Below are 13,759 nucleotides of genomic sequence, written 5' to 3'. Positions count from 1 at the left end.
CGTGCTCTTCCGCGTCGACCCGGCCTCGCCGGTGCCGCTCGGCGACCAGATCGCCGGCTGCGTCCGCGGCGCCATCGCCGACGGCTCGGTCCGTACGGGCGAACGCCTGCCCGCCGCCCGCGAACTGGCCCTCTCCCTCGGCGTCAACGTCCACACCGTGCTCCGCGGCTACCAGCGGCTGCGCGACGAAGGGCTGCTGGAACTGCGCCGCGGCCGCGGCGCCGTCATCACCGCCGGCGCCTCCCCCTCCCGTGCCCGCCTCATCGAGGGCGCCCGCGACCTCGTCGCCCAGGCCCGCGCCCTCGGCCTCGCCGACGACGAGATCCTGGCCCTCATCCGAACCGGGCTCGCCCCGGGATGAGGCCCGGCCCTGGCCCCCGGGGGCGGTGTGGGCCGGTCGTGCGTTCGTACGGCCGTAAGAGGCGTACGGGCCCGTCCTACGGCTACGGCCCCACAGCTCGTACGGCCCCCACGCCCCGCACGGCCTCGCGCGCCTACGACCCCAAGTACCGGATCACCGCCAGCACCCGGCGGTTCTGCTCCTCCGCCGCCGGCAGGCCCAGCTTCGTGAAGATGGCGGCCACATGCTTCTCCACCGTCCCCGGTGTCACCGTGAGCGTGTGCGCGATGCCCGCGTTGGAGCGGCCCTCGGCCATCAGGGACAGCACCTCCCGCTCGCGCTGGGTGAGCGCCGCCAGGTCCTCGGCGCGCCGGGTGGCGGCGGCCAGTTGTGTGACGACCTCGGGGTCGAGGGCGGTTCCGCCCGCGGCGACGCGGGTCAGCGCGTCGGTGAACTCGGCCACGTTCGCCACCCGGTCCTTGAGCAGATAGCCGACGCCCGCCGAACCCGCCGCCAGCAGCCGGGTGGCGTACCGCGTCTCGATGTACTGCGAGAACAGCAGCACCCCCGTACCCGGGTACGCGCCGCGAATGTCGATGGCGGCCCGCAGCCCCTCGTCGGTGTGGGTCGGCGGCATCCGGATGTCCACCACCGTGACATCCGGCCGGTATTCGGCCACCGCCGCGCGCAGCGCCTCGGCGTCGGCGACCGAGGCGCACACCTCGTGGCCGCGGTCGGCCAGCAACTGAGCGAGCAACTCCCGCAATATGCGGGCGTCTTCGGCGATGACTACGCGGCGCTGCCCCGCCCTCGTGGCGCGCGGCCGAGGGGTCAGACATCCCGCCGCCAGTATTCGGTCGCCGAGGACGAGAACGGTCGCGACGTAGAGCCACAGCACGGCGAAGCCCGCCCAGGGGTGGAGCGTGTCGGGGTCGGGTTCGGCCACGGCGAGGGAGCTGGACGCGATGATCGTGGGCAGGGACTTCGCCACCGTGGTGCCCGTGAAGCCGGAAGGCGCGGCGCGGCTCGGCCGGAACGCGGGGGAGCCCCGCTGCCGCCGCGGTCATGCGGTCCACTCCGTCCGCCCCGTCCGCTCGGCGCGAGATGGGGGGCCGGTGTCAGTGTCAGTGCCGCGATACTCGACGCTTCCGCCGGTCAGTTGGAAGAACGCCTCTTCCAACGTCCGTCCCTGTGCCGTCAGTTCGGCCACAGACGTGTCGGCGAGCAGCCGACCCCGCCCGATCACCACCAAGTGGTCGGCGGTCAGCTCCATTTCGCTGATCAGGTGGCTCGACAGCAGCACCGTGCGGCCTTCCGCCGCCAGCGACCGCATCAACTCCCTTATCCAGCGCACCCCCGCCGGGTCCAGGCCGTTGACCGGTTCGTCGAAGAGGAGCACGGCCGGGTCGCCCAGCAGCGCCGTCGCGATGCCGAGCCGCTGTGTCATGCCGAGCGAGAACGTGCCCGCCCGCCGCCGCGCGACGCCGCTCAGCCCTACGGTGGCGAGCACGTCGTCGACGCGGCGGCGGGGGATGGAGTTGCCCGCCGCCAGCGCCGCCAGATGGTGGTAGGCGCTGCGCCCCGGATGGAACGTACGCGCCTCCAGCAGCGCCCCCACCTCGCGCAGCGGCCGGCGCAGCTCCCGGTAGGCCCGCCCCCCGATCCGGGCCTGCCCGGCGTCCGGCGCGTCCAGCCCCGTGACCAGGCGCATCGTGGTGGACTTGCCCGACCCGTTCGCGCCGAGGAAGCCGGTCACGCTGCCCGGTCGCACGTCGAAGCTCAGCGCGTCGACGGCGACCGTCGAGCCGTAGCGCTTGGTGAGATTCCGGATCTCGATCATCACAACTCCCCGGCGCACAGTCGTATGTGTGCGCTCATGGACAGCCACGCTAGGCACCCGCGGCCCGCCCCGGAACGCGGCTGACCACCAACTCCGGCTGGGGGAAATCCCCCAGCCGGAGCGGATCGGAGTGGTGCCGGATGCGGGCTCGGGCCGTCATCATGCGGGGATGAACCGGTATCCGATGTACGGACCGACGCCGGCCGTCACGCGGCTCGCGCGGTACACGGGGAGCGAGTTCGACGAGATCAGAGGGGATGTCCCCGACCCCTTCGAGGTCCAGGGGTCGGGCCTGGTCTGGCGGCCCACGCGGGAGCACTTCGGCGTGCGGCTCGGCGAGCGCCTGGTGGCGCACGCGGGCTATGTGCCGGTGCCGTTGGCGGTGGGCGACGCCCGGATACGGGCCGCGGGCATCGGCAGCGTCATCGTCGCGCCCGACCAGCGGGGGCGCGGGCTGGCCCGTAGCGTCGTGGCGGCCGCGGTGGAGCACGGCCGCGGGCGGGGGCTGGAGTACGGGCTCCTCTTCTGCCGGCCGGACCGCGTCCCCGTGTACGAGCGGCTGGGCTGGCGGCTCCTGGAGGGCGACGTACAGATCGAGCAGCCCGGCGGGCCGATCGTCATGCCGCTGCGCTCGATGTGGCTGCCGATCAAGGAGGGGGTGGTGTGGCCGAGCGGGCCGATGCGGCTGCTGTCCCTGCCGATGTGACGCGCCCGCCACCGGCTCGGCAGCCGGGGCGCCCGCAACCGCTCCCCGCGCCGGACGCGCTGACGGCCCGTACGGCGGGCGGCCGTTGACGAGAGGCCGGGCGGGGTCAGTCCTCGGCCGAGGCGATACGGGCGAGGAGGGCGGCCAGTTCGGCGGGGGCGGACAGGAAGGGGGAGTGGCCCGTGGCGAGGCGTTCGATACGGCTCGTGCGCGCGGCCATCTTCTCCTGCATCGGCGGGCGGAGGGCCCGGTCCTCCTCGCACAGGATGTACGTGGAGGGAACGGTCCGCCAGGCCGCCTTGGTGAGCGGCTCGTGGAACGACCGCACGCTCTGCTCGACGAGTTCGCCGATGGCGCGCTCGGCCAGGTCCTCGGGCACGTCCTGGTAGAGCCCGGAGCGCGGGTCCTCGAAGCCGGGGGCGGAGCCTTCGAGGTCGTCGCGCTGCGGGATACCGTGCATGCCGCGGGCGTATTCGCCCTCCTCGGGCACGTAGGCCGCGAGGTAGACGAGGCGGGTGACGTTCGGGTGGTCGCCCGCCGCCTCGGTGATCGGGAAGCCGCCGTAGGAGTGGCCGACGACGACCACGGGGCCCGCTGTCTCGCGCAGCCGCGCGGACACCTCCTCGGCGTCGGCGTACATGCCCGCGCTGGGCGTGCCCTGCGGGCCGCCGCTGGGCAGGGCCACCGTCCGGGACTGCCACCCGTCGGCGGTGAGGGCTTCCTGGAGCGGGGCCCAGCAGGTGGGCCGGTGCCAGGCACCGTGGACGAGGAGGAAGGCCGGGCGGGGATCGGTGGTGGGCATGGAGGTGCTCCTGAGTTTGTGGCAGGCATGTGACAGGCTTACTGTTAAGTTGACAGTAGGCCTGTCATCTTGTGCCGGTCAAACTCCAGGCCGGCGCACCGGTCATGCGAAACTTGGGCGAGCACGAGAGGTGGAATCAGCGATGCCCCGAACGCCGTCGAGCGTCGAGACCGTCAGCGACGCGCACGAGGGGCGGCTCGAATACGCCCTGTGGCAGGTGAACAGGACCCTGCTGAAGGCCCTGGACGACGAGCTCAATCCGCTCGGCCTGACCATGAGCCAGTTCGGCACGCTGAACCGGCTCGCGGTGCACGGCCCGAGGTGCACCGCCGACCTCGCCCGCGACGCCGGGATGCGCCCGCAGACGGTGGCGCAGAGCCTGGCCCCGCTGCTCAAGGCGGGTCATGTGCGCCGCCGCGGACATCCGGTCCACAAGCGCGTCCAGCTCATCGAGCTGACCGACCAGGGGCGCCGTGTCTGGGAGGACGCCGATCGCAGGGCCGCCGCCGTGGAGCGGCGCATCCAGGAAGCGCTCGGCGAGCGATGCCATCAGACCATGTGCCGCGACGCCTGGAAGATCGTGGACGCGTTCGGCGGCACCGCCGACGAGGCGGCCGGCGGGCCTCACTGACCCGTGCTGCGACCTCAGTCGTGCCTGAAGGTCGGGGCCGTGGCTACAGGTCGGCGACGCGCCAGACGCCGACCGACTTGTCGGTGAAGTCGTACCGCACGCCCGTGTCGCCTTCCTGGGCCACATAGACCTCCGAGCAGTTCTCGTTGATGACATGGCTCGGCGCGGGGAGGGAGAACGGCGGGAGGGTGAGGTTGAGCGAGCGCCAGCCGCCGGTCTCGATATCGGCGGCATTGTCGGTGCGGTCCGTGAAGGTGGTCGTCGCGAAATACGTGGAGCCGCCGCGTTTGACGTTCTCCAGCGCGGCACGCACGGCCGAATCGCTGAAGTGCACCAGACAGTCCCGCGAGAAGACCATGTCGACCTTCGGAAGCGGACTCCGCGTGATGTCGAGAACGCGGAATTCGCGGCCCGGCCGCGCGAAAACGCGGGCGTTCCGCTCGACGATTTCGGGCACGAGGTCGGCCCCCGTATAGGCGTCGAGCCCGAGGTCCAGCCGGGACATCCAGTAGAAGTCCCCGCACGGGATGTCGAGCAGCGTACGGACGCCGAGCCGCGCGAGCAGCCGGGGCAGCTCGGCGCGGAGCGTGGCGGTCTGGGCCAGGTTCGAGCCGTTGCCCGAACGCGACGTGTCCTTCTCGTCGCCGCCGCTGCCCCGCTCTTCCGCGCCCGCGAGATACAGGTTCCAGGTGTCGTTGTCGTACAGCTCGGTGAAGACGCCCTCCATCGTCCGGTCCGACGAGGGGCAGGGGCAGGGGCTGGGGGAGCGGGGCACGCTGATGGACGGGAATCCGCGATTCATGGGGCTCATGACAACCCCTCCGATAAAGACATGACGGAATGAATCGATACCCGAACAGGCTCCCGTGGCCCCGGATGCCTGTCAACGGCACCTATCCGGCATCCGGCCCAATATCCGGGGCCCGTCCCGCCCGCAGGGCCCAGCCCCTTCCGCTATCGCCCCGCCGTCCGAGTCCGCACCAGCAGCCACAGGAAATACGGCGTCCCGATGACGGACGTGAGGAGTCCCGCGCCGAGCTGGGCCGGTGCGATCACGGTCCTTCCCAGCATGTCCGCCGTCCCCACCAGCACCGCGCCGAGCAGCACCGCCACCGGCACCACCCGTACGTGCCGACGGCCCACCAGGGCGCGCGCGGCGTGCGGGGCGACCAGGCCGACGAAGGCGATGGTGCCCGCGCAGGCGACGGCGGTGGCGCTGAGCAGTACGGCCAGCACCAGGAAACCGAGGCGGGAGCGGGACAGCCCCAGGCCCAGCAGTCGCGGCGTGTCCTCGTCGAGGGAGACGAGGTCGAGTTCGGTGCGGCGGACGGCCGCCACGGCGACGGCCACCAGCAGGACGATGGCGAGCGGCAGCAGATCGGGCGGCGTGCGCCCGTACGTGGAGCCGGAGAGCCAGGTCAGCGCTTTGGTGGCGTTGAACGGGTCGGTGAGGACGATGAACAGGCTGATCAGCGCGGCGCTCGCGGTGGCGACGCCCATGCCGACCAGGACCAGGCGGTTCTGCCGGAAGCCGCCGCGCGCGGAGAGCCCGAAGACGAGGGCGGAGGCGAGGGCGGCGCCCGCGAAGGCCGCGGCGGCGAGGCCCGTCGGGCCGGCCTGCGGCACGGTCGTCACGAGGATCACCGCGCCGAGCGCGGCGCCGCCGGAGACGCCCAGGACGCCCGGTTCGGCGAGCGGATTGCGGGTCACGGCCTGGACGAGGGTGCCGGACAGGGCGAGGGCCCCGCCCGCGAGGAGCGCGGCGAGCACCCGTGGCACGCGGGTGTCGAGGACGAAGGAGACGGCCCGGCCGGCCCTGCCCTGCGTCCAGTTCATGACATCGCCGAGCAGCAGCTTGGAGTCGCCGAGCAGGACGGCGGCGACGGCCAGCGCGATCAGCGCCGCCGCCAGCACCACGGTCACGGTCAGGAAGACGGTCCGGCTACGGATGCGCAGCCGGTCGGGCGGGGCGGCCGCGCCGGTGTCCTTGCCCCGGGTCGCGAGCACCACCAGGAAGACGGCGCCGACCAGGCTGGTGACCACGCCGGTCGGCACGGCCACCGACGTGTCCGCCGACACCAGCGCCCGTAGCGCGACATCGGAGCCGAGCACGAGGGCCGCGCCGGCCAGGGCGGACAGCACGACGCTCGGCCGTACCCGGGTGAGTCCGCGGTAGCGACGCGCCAGCAGCCGGATGACGGCGGGGGCGCACAGCCCGACGAAGCCGATGGGCCCGGCGAGGGTGACGGCGGTGGCGGAGAGCAGCGCGGACAGGACGACGGTGGTCACCCGGGTGGCGCGTACGGGCACGCCGAGGCCGCGCGCGGCGTCGTCGCCGAGGGCCAGGGCGTCGACGCGGCGGGCGATCAGCAGCAGCCCGGCCAGGGCGGCGACGGCGAGCGGCACCATCCACAGCACGCCGCCGAAGCCGTTCTGCGCGATGCTGCCCTGGTTCCACGCGTACAGCCCCTCCGTCTGTACGGGGAAGAGCAGCAGCAGCCCGCCCGTGACGGAGGCCAGGCCGAGGGTCAGGGCGCTGCCCGCGAGCACCAGCCGTACGGTCCCGGCGCCCAGGCCGGAGAGCCCGAGGACGAGCGCCGCGGCCGCCAGGCCCCCGACGAAGGCGACGCCGGAGGACGCGAACACGGGCAGCGAGACGCCGGTCGCGGCGGCCAGGCCGAGCGAGAAGTACGAACCGGCGTTGACGGCGAGGGTGTCGGGCGAGGCGAGCACGTTGCGGCTGACGGCCTGGAGGGCGGCGCCGGCCATGCCGAGCGCCGCGCCGACGAAGAGCCCGGCGGCCATGCGCGGCAGCCGGGAGGCGACGACGACGGACGCGTCCGCCGGGTCGGCGCCCCCGGTGAACGCCTTCCACACCTCGGCCGCGCCGACGGCGGAGGTGCCCTGGGTGATGTCGACGACCGCGAGGACGGCGACCAGCGCGACGAGCGCGGCCGTCACCACGACCGCGCCGCCCGTCCGGGGGGCCGCGGCCGCGGGGGAGGCGGGAGGTGCGGTGGGGGTGGTGACGGCCATGATGTCTACGCGCGCCCCGTCATCGCTTCTTCAGCGCGGCGACGACGGAGTCGACGTACGACTCCATGGAGGCCGTGCCGCCGAACATCCATACGCCGTCGGGCAGCCGGTGCGTCGTGCCGGCCTTCACGAACGGCAGCGACTTCCACACCGCGTTGTCGGCGAGGGCGCCGGAGAACGGTGAGCTGCTCTTGTCGTCGTCGTTGCCGATGTACCCGAACTCGGTGTCCTTGTCGAGCTTGGTCAGCCCCTCGACGTCGGTGGAGCCGAGCCCGTAGGCCGGGTCGCCCTTGAGCTGCCACGGGTTCTTCAGTCCGAGCTTGTCGTTCACCGCGCCGATCAGCGAGCCGCCGAGGTACGGGCGGATGGACACCTGACCGCCGTTCACGTACCCGTCCGCGAAGGCGAACTTCGTGCCCGTGCGCCCGGCCTTCGCCAGCTCCTCCCGGCCCTTGGCGAGCTTCGCCTCGAAGCCCTGCTTGAGCTTGCCGGCCTGCTCCGTGGTGCCGGTGGCCTGGGCGATCAGATCCAGGTTCCTGGTCATCTGCCCGATGGGGTCGGACCCGTCGGCGGACTTCACGTCCAGTACGGGGGCGATCTTCCGCAGTTGCGCGATGGCGGCCTTGGGGAGGCCGTCGGTGGCGACGATGAGGTCGGGCGCGATGGCGGCGACGGTGTCCATGCTCGGTTCGCCGCGCGTGCCGATGTCCTTCGGCTCGTTCTTCAGCGGAGCGGCCTTGTCCCAGGTCTTGTACCCCTTGACGTCGGCGACGCCGGCCGGCTGTACGCCCAGCGAGACGAGGTGCTCGACGACGTTCCACTCGGTCCCGACGACCTTCTTGGCGGGCCCGTCGAGCTCCACCTTCGTGCCGGAAGCGCCGGTGAGGGTGATGTGCCCGCTGCTCTTCTCGGACTTGTCCGCGGCCGGCTCGGACGTGCCGCACGCGCTGAGGGCGAGCGCGGCGGCGGCCACGGCGGCCGTGGCGAGGAGGGATCGTCTCATGGGATGGCACTGAGCCTTTCACTGTGCGCGCCGCGCCGTGCGCCGCGCGCGTTCTGCTTGCTGTCTTGCGTGACTGTCTTGAGTGGCTGTGTTGCCTGGCTGTCCTACGTGGTGGGGGCGCCGGACCGGGCCGGGACGCCGTCCGGGGACGCGGTGCCGCTGTCGTGCGGCACGCCATCGCCCGGGACGCCGTCCGGGGAAGTGCCGCCGGGGTGCGCGGTGCTTTGTCGCGCTGGGGCCCCGCCCGGGGCGGCGGTGTCCCCGTCCGCAGCCCGGCGCGTGTGGTAGCGGCCGATCGCTCGGGTGCGCAGCCGCCCCGTCAGCGGATCGGCGGAGACCTCGATGCGGATGCCGTACGTGTCCGTCAGCCGCTCCGGGGTGAGTACGTCCTCGGGCGCGCCGTCCGCGATGACGCGGCCCGACCCGAGCAGCACGATCCGGTCGGCGACGGCCGCCGCCTGGTCGAGGTCGTGCAGGACGACGCCGACGGCGATGCCGTGTTCGTCCGCCAGGTCCCGTATCAGGTCCAGGAGTTCCACCTGGTAGCGCAGGTCGAGGTAGGTGGTCGGCTCGTCCAGCAGCAGCACGCCGGTCTCCTGCGCCAGGCAGCCCGCGAGCCATACGCGCTGGAGCTGGCCGCCGGAGAGGTGCTCGGCGCCCCGCTCGGCGAGTTCGGCGACGCCGGTCATGCCGAGGGCCCGGTCCACGGCCGCGCGCCCGCCGGGGTCGGAGCGGCCCCAGCGGCCCCGGTGCGGGTACCGCCCGAACTCCACGACGTCCCGCACGGTCAGCCCGCTGGGCGTGGGCCGCCCTTGGGGGAGGAGCGCCACGCGGCGCGAGAACTCGCGGGGTGTCAGGGCGAAGCAGTCCGTCCCCTCGTCGAGCGTCAGCTCCGCGCTGCGCGCCCGCTGGAGCCGCGCGGCGGTGCGCAGCAGCGTCGATTTCCCGCTGCCGTTCGGGCCGACCAGTACGGTCACCTGGCCCGGGGACAGTTCGAGGGACGCCTCGTGCACGACGTCGACACCGTCGTACGCCACGGTGACGCCCGTGGCGGAGAGCGTGTGGCCGCGGGTACGCGCGGGCTGGGGGAGTTCTTCACCGACCTTCACGCGGCAAAGGTTAGCCTAACCTAATCTTGGCTGAAAATAGCCCCATGGAACGGCCCGCGCCGGCGGTCCCCGCGGCCGGGGTGAATCACGCCGAATGCCTACAAAACTCCAAATACCCCCAAATGCCCCTGAGATGTGTAAGGTCGCCGCAGACAGCCACCCGGGAACGCGCACCATTCCCGACCCAGGAGGCCGGCACATGTCCAACAGGCTGGGGAGCGCCCTCGCCGCCGAGGTCCGCGGCGTGGCGCGAGCCACCGGCCGGGCCGCGAAGTCCGCGGGCCCGGAACGCGACACGGCCGTACAAGCGCTCAAGGCAGCGGCGGCGGCCCTCGCGGCGTGGGCCCTCGCCGGCTGGTGGTGGCACGCGCCGATGGCGCTGCTCGCGCCGTGGACCGCCGTGGTTCTCGTACAGAGCACCGTCTACCGCTCGCTCTGGTCCGCGGCGCAGCAGTTCGTGGTCGTCGCGACGGGCACCCTGATCGCCGCCGCGGCCGCGACGCTCACCCACGACGTGATGGCCGCGATGGCGATCGCGCTGCCGATCACGGTGCTCCTCGGCACGTACTCCCGGTTCGGCGAACAGGGCTGGTACGCGCCGACCGCCGCGCTGTTCGTCCTCACCTACGGCTCGTACGGGCCCGTCGAAATCCTCCACCGGCTCCTGGAGACGCTGCTCGGCGCGGTCGTCGGCGTCCTCGTCAACGCGCTCGTGCTGCCGCCGGTGCACACCGGCGGCGTGCGCCAACTCCGCGCCCGCGTGCCCACGGACTGCGCCGACCTGCTGCGGGACGCGGCGGACGGTATCGAGAGCGGGTACGACTCGGCGGCCGCCGAGGACTGGTACGCGCGGGCCCAGCGCCTCGGCACGACGGTCGCCGAACTCGAATCCGCCCGCCGCCGCGCCGAGGAGAGCCGCCGCCTCAACCCCGGCCGCCGGCTCCGCCGCTCGGCCCCCCATCCCCCGCCGGGTGGCGGCGAATTCCGCTGGGAACGCGTGGCCGGTCACCTCGCGTCGCTGACGCGCTCCCTGGCCGAAACCGTTCGCGAACGCCCCCGCTTCGCCGCCCCTCCCGAGACGGCGCTGGGCGCGCTGGCCGTCCTGCTCCGCGCGGCGGGCGACGTCTGCGCCGTCGACGCCGACCGGTTCGGACCGGCCGAAGCCGACGAGGAACGAGCCGTACGCGCATGGGACGAGGCCCAGGAGGCGAGCCGCCGCCTCGCCTCGCACCACACCGACCCGGACGGCGGCCCGGTCACCGCCTCCCTCGGCGAACTCACAGTGGCGGCCACCCGCCTCCTCGACGACCTGGAAGCGGTAGCCGCCCCACCCGACGCCACCGGCCGCACCTGAACCCGGCCGCCCTCCGCCCCCTCACACCCAGGCCCCCGGGCTCCGCTCCGGCGCCTCGAAGTCGGCCAGCACCCCGTAGTGGTCGCTGACCCGCACCCCCTCGACCGGCTCCACGAGGAACCGTTCGCACGCCGTGACGCGCAGGGTCGGCCCGTACGCCCCACAGCGCGCCAGCACGTAGTCGATCCGCCGCCCGGGCTCCAGCGGCATGTCGCCCGCGCGCACCAGGGGGTTGCCGGGGTCGAAGGTGAGACCGGGGTCGCCGGGGTGGGCGCACTCCCAGGCGTCCTGGTAGCAGACGCTGACACCGTCGATGGAGCGCAGCCCCCGCCAGAAGCGCAGGCTCGCCGCGTCCGGGCGGGCGTCGAAGTCGCCCAGCACGATGGCGTGCCGGAGGCGGCCCTCGCTCTCGGCCAGCATCTCCTCCGCGAGCCCGGCCGCCCGCAGCGCCTGCCGCTCCCGCTCGTACTCGAAGCCGTACGGCCAGCTCGGCTTGTGGTGCACGACCAGGACGCCGCCCAGGGGTTCGCCGTGGCGCAGTTCCGCGGCGGCGACCCCGCACCAGGGCGTGCGGGGCGTCCGGTCGGAGACCTGGAGGGGGTCGGTGCGTACGCGGCCGAGGGGCGCGCGTACGGCGAGCGCCGCGCCGACGCCGTCCGGGGACCGGCACGGGTGGGGGACGACGCGCCAGCCGTCGGCGGCGAGGACGCGCAGGTCGTCCGCCACCACCTCCTGGAGCGCCAGCACATCGGGGGCCGCCTCCGCGATCCGGGCGGCGAGGGCGCGCCGCCGGGCCGGGCCGTCGGCGTACCAGGGTTCGAGGACGTTCATCGTCAGGACGCGCAGCCGCCGGGCGGGCCGAGCGTCCGCCGGCCCGGCCGGACGCGGGCCCGCACCGCCGGCCCCCGGCCTCCGGTCCGGCCGGCCCTCGGAGTCAGGCCGTCCGCTGGTTATAGGCATGGGCCGCCCTGTCGTTCATGGCGCTGCCCCAGGCGCGCAGCCGGCGGGCGGCGAAGCCTTCGGGCGGGGCGATGGAGTTGCCCTCGCGCAGGGGCTCGCGGGTGCCGGTGCCCTTGGGGAGGAGTCGCGCGGCGAGGGCGCTGAGGCGGACCGTGGTGGCGGGGGCGATGCCGTGGGCGAGGCCGGCGGCGCGGGCCGCGGGGGTCAGGACGACGCGGGCCCGCCGGCGGACCACGCCGGACACGATGCGCTCGGCCGCGCGCTGGGCGTTCATCGAGATCAGCGGGGCCCCGGCCAGCGCCGAGAACCACGCGAACTCCTTCGACCGGTCGCCGCCGAACTGGGCGTGCAGATGCGAACCCGTGCGCATGAGCCCCGGATAGACGCCCGTCACGCTCACCCGGTCGGCGGCCGTCTCCGTGAGCAGCCCCTCCGCGAGCACGCCCGTCGCCGCCTTCGCGCACGCGTACGGCAGCAGATGCGGTACGCCCAGGAGGCCGCCCACCGAGGAGATCAGCGCCAGCCGCCCCCCGTACGGGCTCCGCCGCAGATACGGCAGGGACTCCAGCGCGGTGTGCAGCGCCCCCGCGAACATGGTGTCCATGGCGGACCGGAACTCCTCGGCGCCGATCGAGTCCAGCGGCGCGACCTGGATGATCCCGGCGTTGGCGACGACGATGTCGGGCCCGCCCGCCACCTCGTGCGCCCTGCGCATCAGGGCCCGTACGGCCTCCTGGTCGCGCACGTCGCAGACGACGCCGTGCACGGCCGTCCGCGGGTGGCGGTGGCGCAGCATCGCCTCGGCGTTCTTGAGCTCGTCGCCGTCGCGGGCGGCCAGGGTCACGGCGCAGCCGCGGGCGGCCAGCCGGTCGGCGATCAGCAGGCCGAGCCCGCGCGACCCGCCGGTGACGCAGGCCGAATGGCTCTCCAGGTCCGGGGGAGCGGCTGAGGTGCGCATGGGGGGTGTTCCTCTCGTGGGGCGTACGGGCGTAGGGCGGCGCGGCGGCGTACGGGCGCGGGAGCGGCGGCGTACGGACGTAGCAGCGACCGCGTACGCGCGTACCGGCGGCGGCGCGTGCGTCACGGCAATGGTGTGCCGCCCGTCGCGTTCATGACCTCGGCGGTGATGAAGTTGGCGTGCGCGGAGGCCAGGAACACATAGGCCGGAGCCATCTCCGCGGGCTGCGCCGGCCTGCCCAGCGGCGCCTGCTTCCCGAACTCGACGGTGTCCGGCAGCGTCGCGGGGATCAGCGGGGTCCATACGGGCCCCGGGGCCACCGCGTTCACGCGGATGCCGTCGCCCACCAGCATCTGGGCGAGGCCCTGGGTGAAGGTGACGATCGCGCCCTTGGTCATCGCGTAGTCGAGCAGGTGGGGGCTGGGCTTGTACGCCTGCACGGAGGTGGTGTTGATGATGGAGCCGCCCGCGGGCAGGTGCGGCACGGACATCTTGCAGAGCCAGAACATGGCGTACAGGTTCGTGTGGACGACGCGGTCGAACTGCTCGGTGGTGATGGCCCCGATGCCGTCCGGCTGGGACATCTGGTAGGCCGCGTTGTTGACCAGCACGTCGATCCGCCCGAACTCCCCGGCCGCGCGGTCCACCACCTCGCGGCAGGCCGACTCCTCGCGGAGATCGCAGGGCATGGCGATCGCCGTCCGCCCCGCGTCCTCGACCAGCGCCGTCGTGCGCCGCGCCTCCTCCGCCTCTTCGGGGAGGTAGGTGAAGAGGACATCGGCGCCTTCGCGGGCGTAGGCGAGCGCCACGGCCCGGCCGATGCCGGAGTCGCCGCCGGTCACCACCGTCTTGCGGTCGTTGAGGAGGCCGCTGCCCCGGTACGAGTTCTCGCCGTGGTCGGGCGGCGGGTCCATCGGCCCGGTCCAGCCGGGGTGCTCCTGGCCCTGCTGGGGAAAGTCGGGCCGGGGGTGGGCGGTGGTCGGGTCCTGCGGGTCGCGCGCGTCGGTCATGGTCCCGGTG

At 73.7% G+C, this 13,759-nt stretch carries 13 protein-coding genes and 1 pseudogene; 4 read left to right on the top strand and 10 right to left on the bottom strand.

Features of this window, described 5'->3' with window-relative positions; all coding sequences use genetic code 11:
• Position 1: 1 nt before the first annotated feature.
• Positions 2 to 361 carry a GntR family transcriptional regulator gene (locus IF55_RS22990; protein WP_030883960.1) on the top strand — a complete coding sequence of 120 codons (360 nt, stop codon included), beginning with the start codon at positions 2 to 4 and terminating at the stop codon, positions 359 to 361.
• 133 nt (positions 362 to 494) lie between these two features.
• Here the strand turns inward: IF55_RS22990 and IF55_RS22985 are convergent, their stop codons facing one another.
• Positions 495 to 1,175: a response regulator transcription factor gene (locus tag IF55_RS22985; RefSeq protein ID WP_048832357.1), complete on the bottom strand. Its 681-nt coding sequence runs from the start codon at positions 1,173 to 1,175 to the stop codon at positions 495 to 497.
• A gap of 228 nt (positions 1,176 to 1,403) precedes the next feature.
• The gene (locus tag IF55_RS22980; RefSeq protein WP_078645002.1) at positions 1,404 to 2,180 is read right to left on the bottom strand and encodes an ABC transporter ATP-binding protein; all 777 of its coding nucleotides are present in this window, start codon (positions 2,178 to 2,180) and stop codon (positions 1,404 to 1,406) included.
• A 169-nt stretch (positions 2,181 to 2,349) separates the two neighbouring features.
• Between IF55_RS22980 and IF55_RS22975 the strand changes: the two genes are divergently transcribed.
• The gene (locus IF55_RS22975) at positions 2,350 to 2,886 is read left to right on the top strand and encodes a GNAT family N-acetyltransferase (RefSeq protein WP_030883948.1); all 537 of its coding nucleotides are present in this window, start codon (positions 2,350 to 2,352) and stop codon (positions 2,884 to 2,886) included.
• A gap of 106 nt (positions 2,887 to 2,992) precedes the next feature.
• On the opposite strand, the gene IF55_RS22970 is transcribed toward IF55_RS22975, so the two are convergent.
• Positions 2,993 to 3,688 (bottom strand): alpha/beta hydrolase, encoded by a 696-nt coding sequence (locus tag IF55_RS22970; protein WP_030883945.1) that lies wholly within the window; start codon positions 3,686 to 3,688, stop codon positions 2,993 to 2,995.
• 142 nt (positions 3,689 to 3,830) lie between these two features.
• Between IF55_RS22970 and IF55_RS22965 the strand changes: the two genes are divergently transcribed.
• Positions 3,831 to 4,319 (top strand): MarR family winged helix-turn-helix transcriptional regulator, encoded by a 489-nt coding sequence (locus IF55_RS22965; protein WP_048832334.1) that lies wholly within the window; start codon positions 3,831 to 3,833, stop codon positions 4,317 to 4,319.
• Positions 4,320 to 4,362: 43 nt separating this feature from the next.
• Here the strand turns inward: IF55_RS22965 and IF55_RS22960 are convergent, their stop codons facing one another.
• From IF55_RS22960 to IF55_RS22945, 4 genes and pseudogenes are all read right to left on the bottom strand, one after another.
• Positions 4,363 to 5,130, bottom strand: coding sequence for a class I SAM-dependent methyltransferase (locus IF55_RS22960; protein WP_106980455.1), 768 nt, complete (start codon positions 5,128 to 5,130; stop codon positions 4,363 to 4,365).
• A gap of 143 nt (positions 5,131 to 5,273) precedes the next feature.
• The gene (locus IF55_RS22955) at positions 5,274 to 7,355 is read right to left on the bottom strand and encodes an iron ABC transporter permease (RefSeq protein WP_030883935.1); all 2,082 of its coding nucleotides are present in this window, start codon (positions 7,353 to 7,355) and stop codon (positions 5,274 to 5,276) included.
• A gap of 19 nt (positions 7,356 to 7,374) precedes the next feature.
• The gene (locus tag IF55_RS22950) at positions 7,375 to 8,358 is read right to left on the bottom strand and encodes an iron-siderophore ABC transporter substrate-binding protein (protein WP_030883932.1); all 984 of its coding nucleotides are present in this window, start codon (positions 8,356 to 8,358) and stop codon (positions 7,375 to 7,377) included.
• 275 nt (positions 8,359 to 8,633) lie between these two features.
• Positions 8,634 to 9,467, bottom strand: a pseudogene (locus IF55_RS22945) (ABC transporter ATP-binding protein); the annotation flags it as partial.
• 199 nt (positions 9,468 to 9,666) lie between these two features.
• Between IF55_RS22945 and IF55_RS22940 the strand changes: the two are divergent.
• Positions 9,667 to 10,821: an FUSC family protein gene (locus IF55_RS22940; RefSeq protein ID WP_030883927.1), complete on the top strand. Its 1,155-nt coding sequence runs from the start codon at positions 9,667 to 9,669 to the stop codon at positions 10,819 to 10,821.
• Between the two features lie 21 nt (positions 10,822 to 10,842).
• Here IF55_RS22940 and IF55_RS22935 read toward each other — a convergent pair whose 3' ends face one another.
• The 3 genes from IF55_RS22935 to IF55_RS22925 all read right to left on the bottom strand — a co-directional run bounded on the left by IF55_RS22935 (position 10,843) and on the right by IF55_RS22925 (position 13,749).
• Positions 10,843 to 11,652 (bottom strand): endonuclease/exonuclease/phosphatase family protein, encoded by an 810-nt coding sequence (locus tag IF55_RS22935; RefSeq protein WP_030883923.1) that lies wholly within the window; start codon positions 11,650 to 11,652, stop codon positions 10,843 to 10,845.
• A gap of 103 nt (positions 11,653 to 11,755) precedes the next feature.
• Positions 11,756 to 12,739, bottom strand: a complete 984-nt coding sequence (locus tag IF55_RS22930) for an SDR family NAD(P)-dependent oxidoreductase (protein ID WP_037965480.1) — start codon at positions 12,737 to 12,739, stop codon at positions 11,756 to 11,758.
• Positions 12,740 to 12,861: 122 nt separating this feature from the next.
• Positions 12,862 to 13,749, bottom strand: a complete 888-nt coding sequence (locus tag IF55_RS22925) for an SDR family oxidoreductase (RefSeq protein ID WP_030883917.1) — start codon at positions 13,747 to 13,749, stop codon at positions 12,862 to 12,864.
• Between the last annotated feature and the right edge of the window lie 10 nt (positions 13,750 to 13,759).

The organism is Streptomyces varsoviensis (assembly GCF_000718635.1).
Lineage (GTDB): Bacteria > Actinomycetota > Actinomycetes > Streptomycetales > Streptomycetaceae > Streptomyces > Streptomyces varsoviensis.
This window is presented reverse-complemented; position numbering and strand designations above follow the sequence as displayed.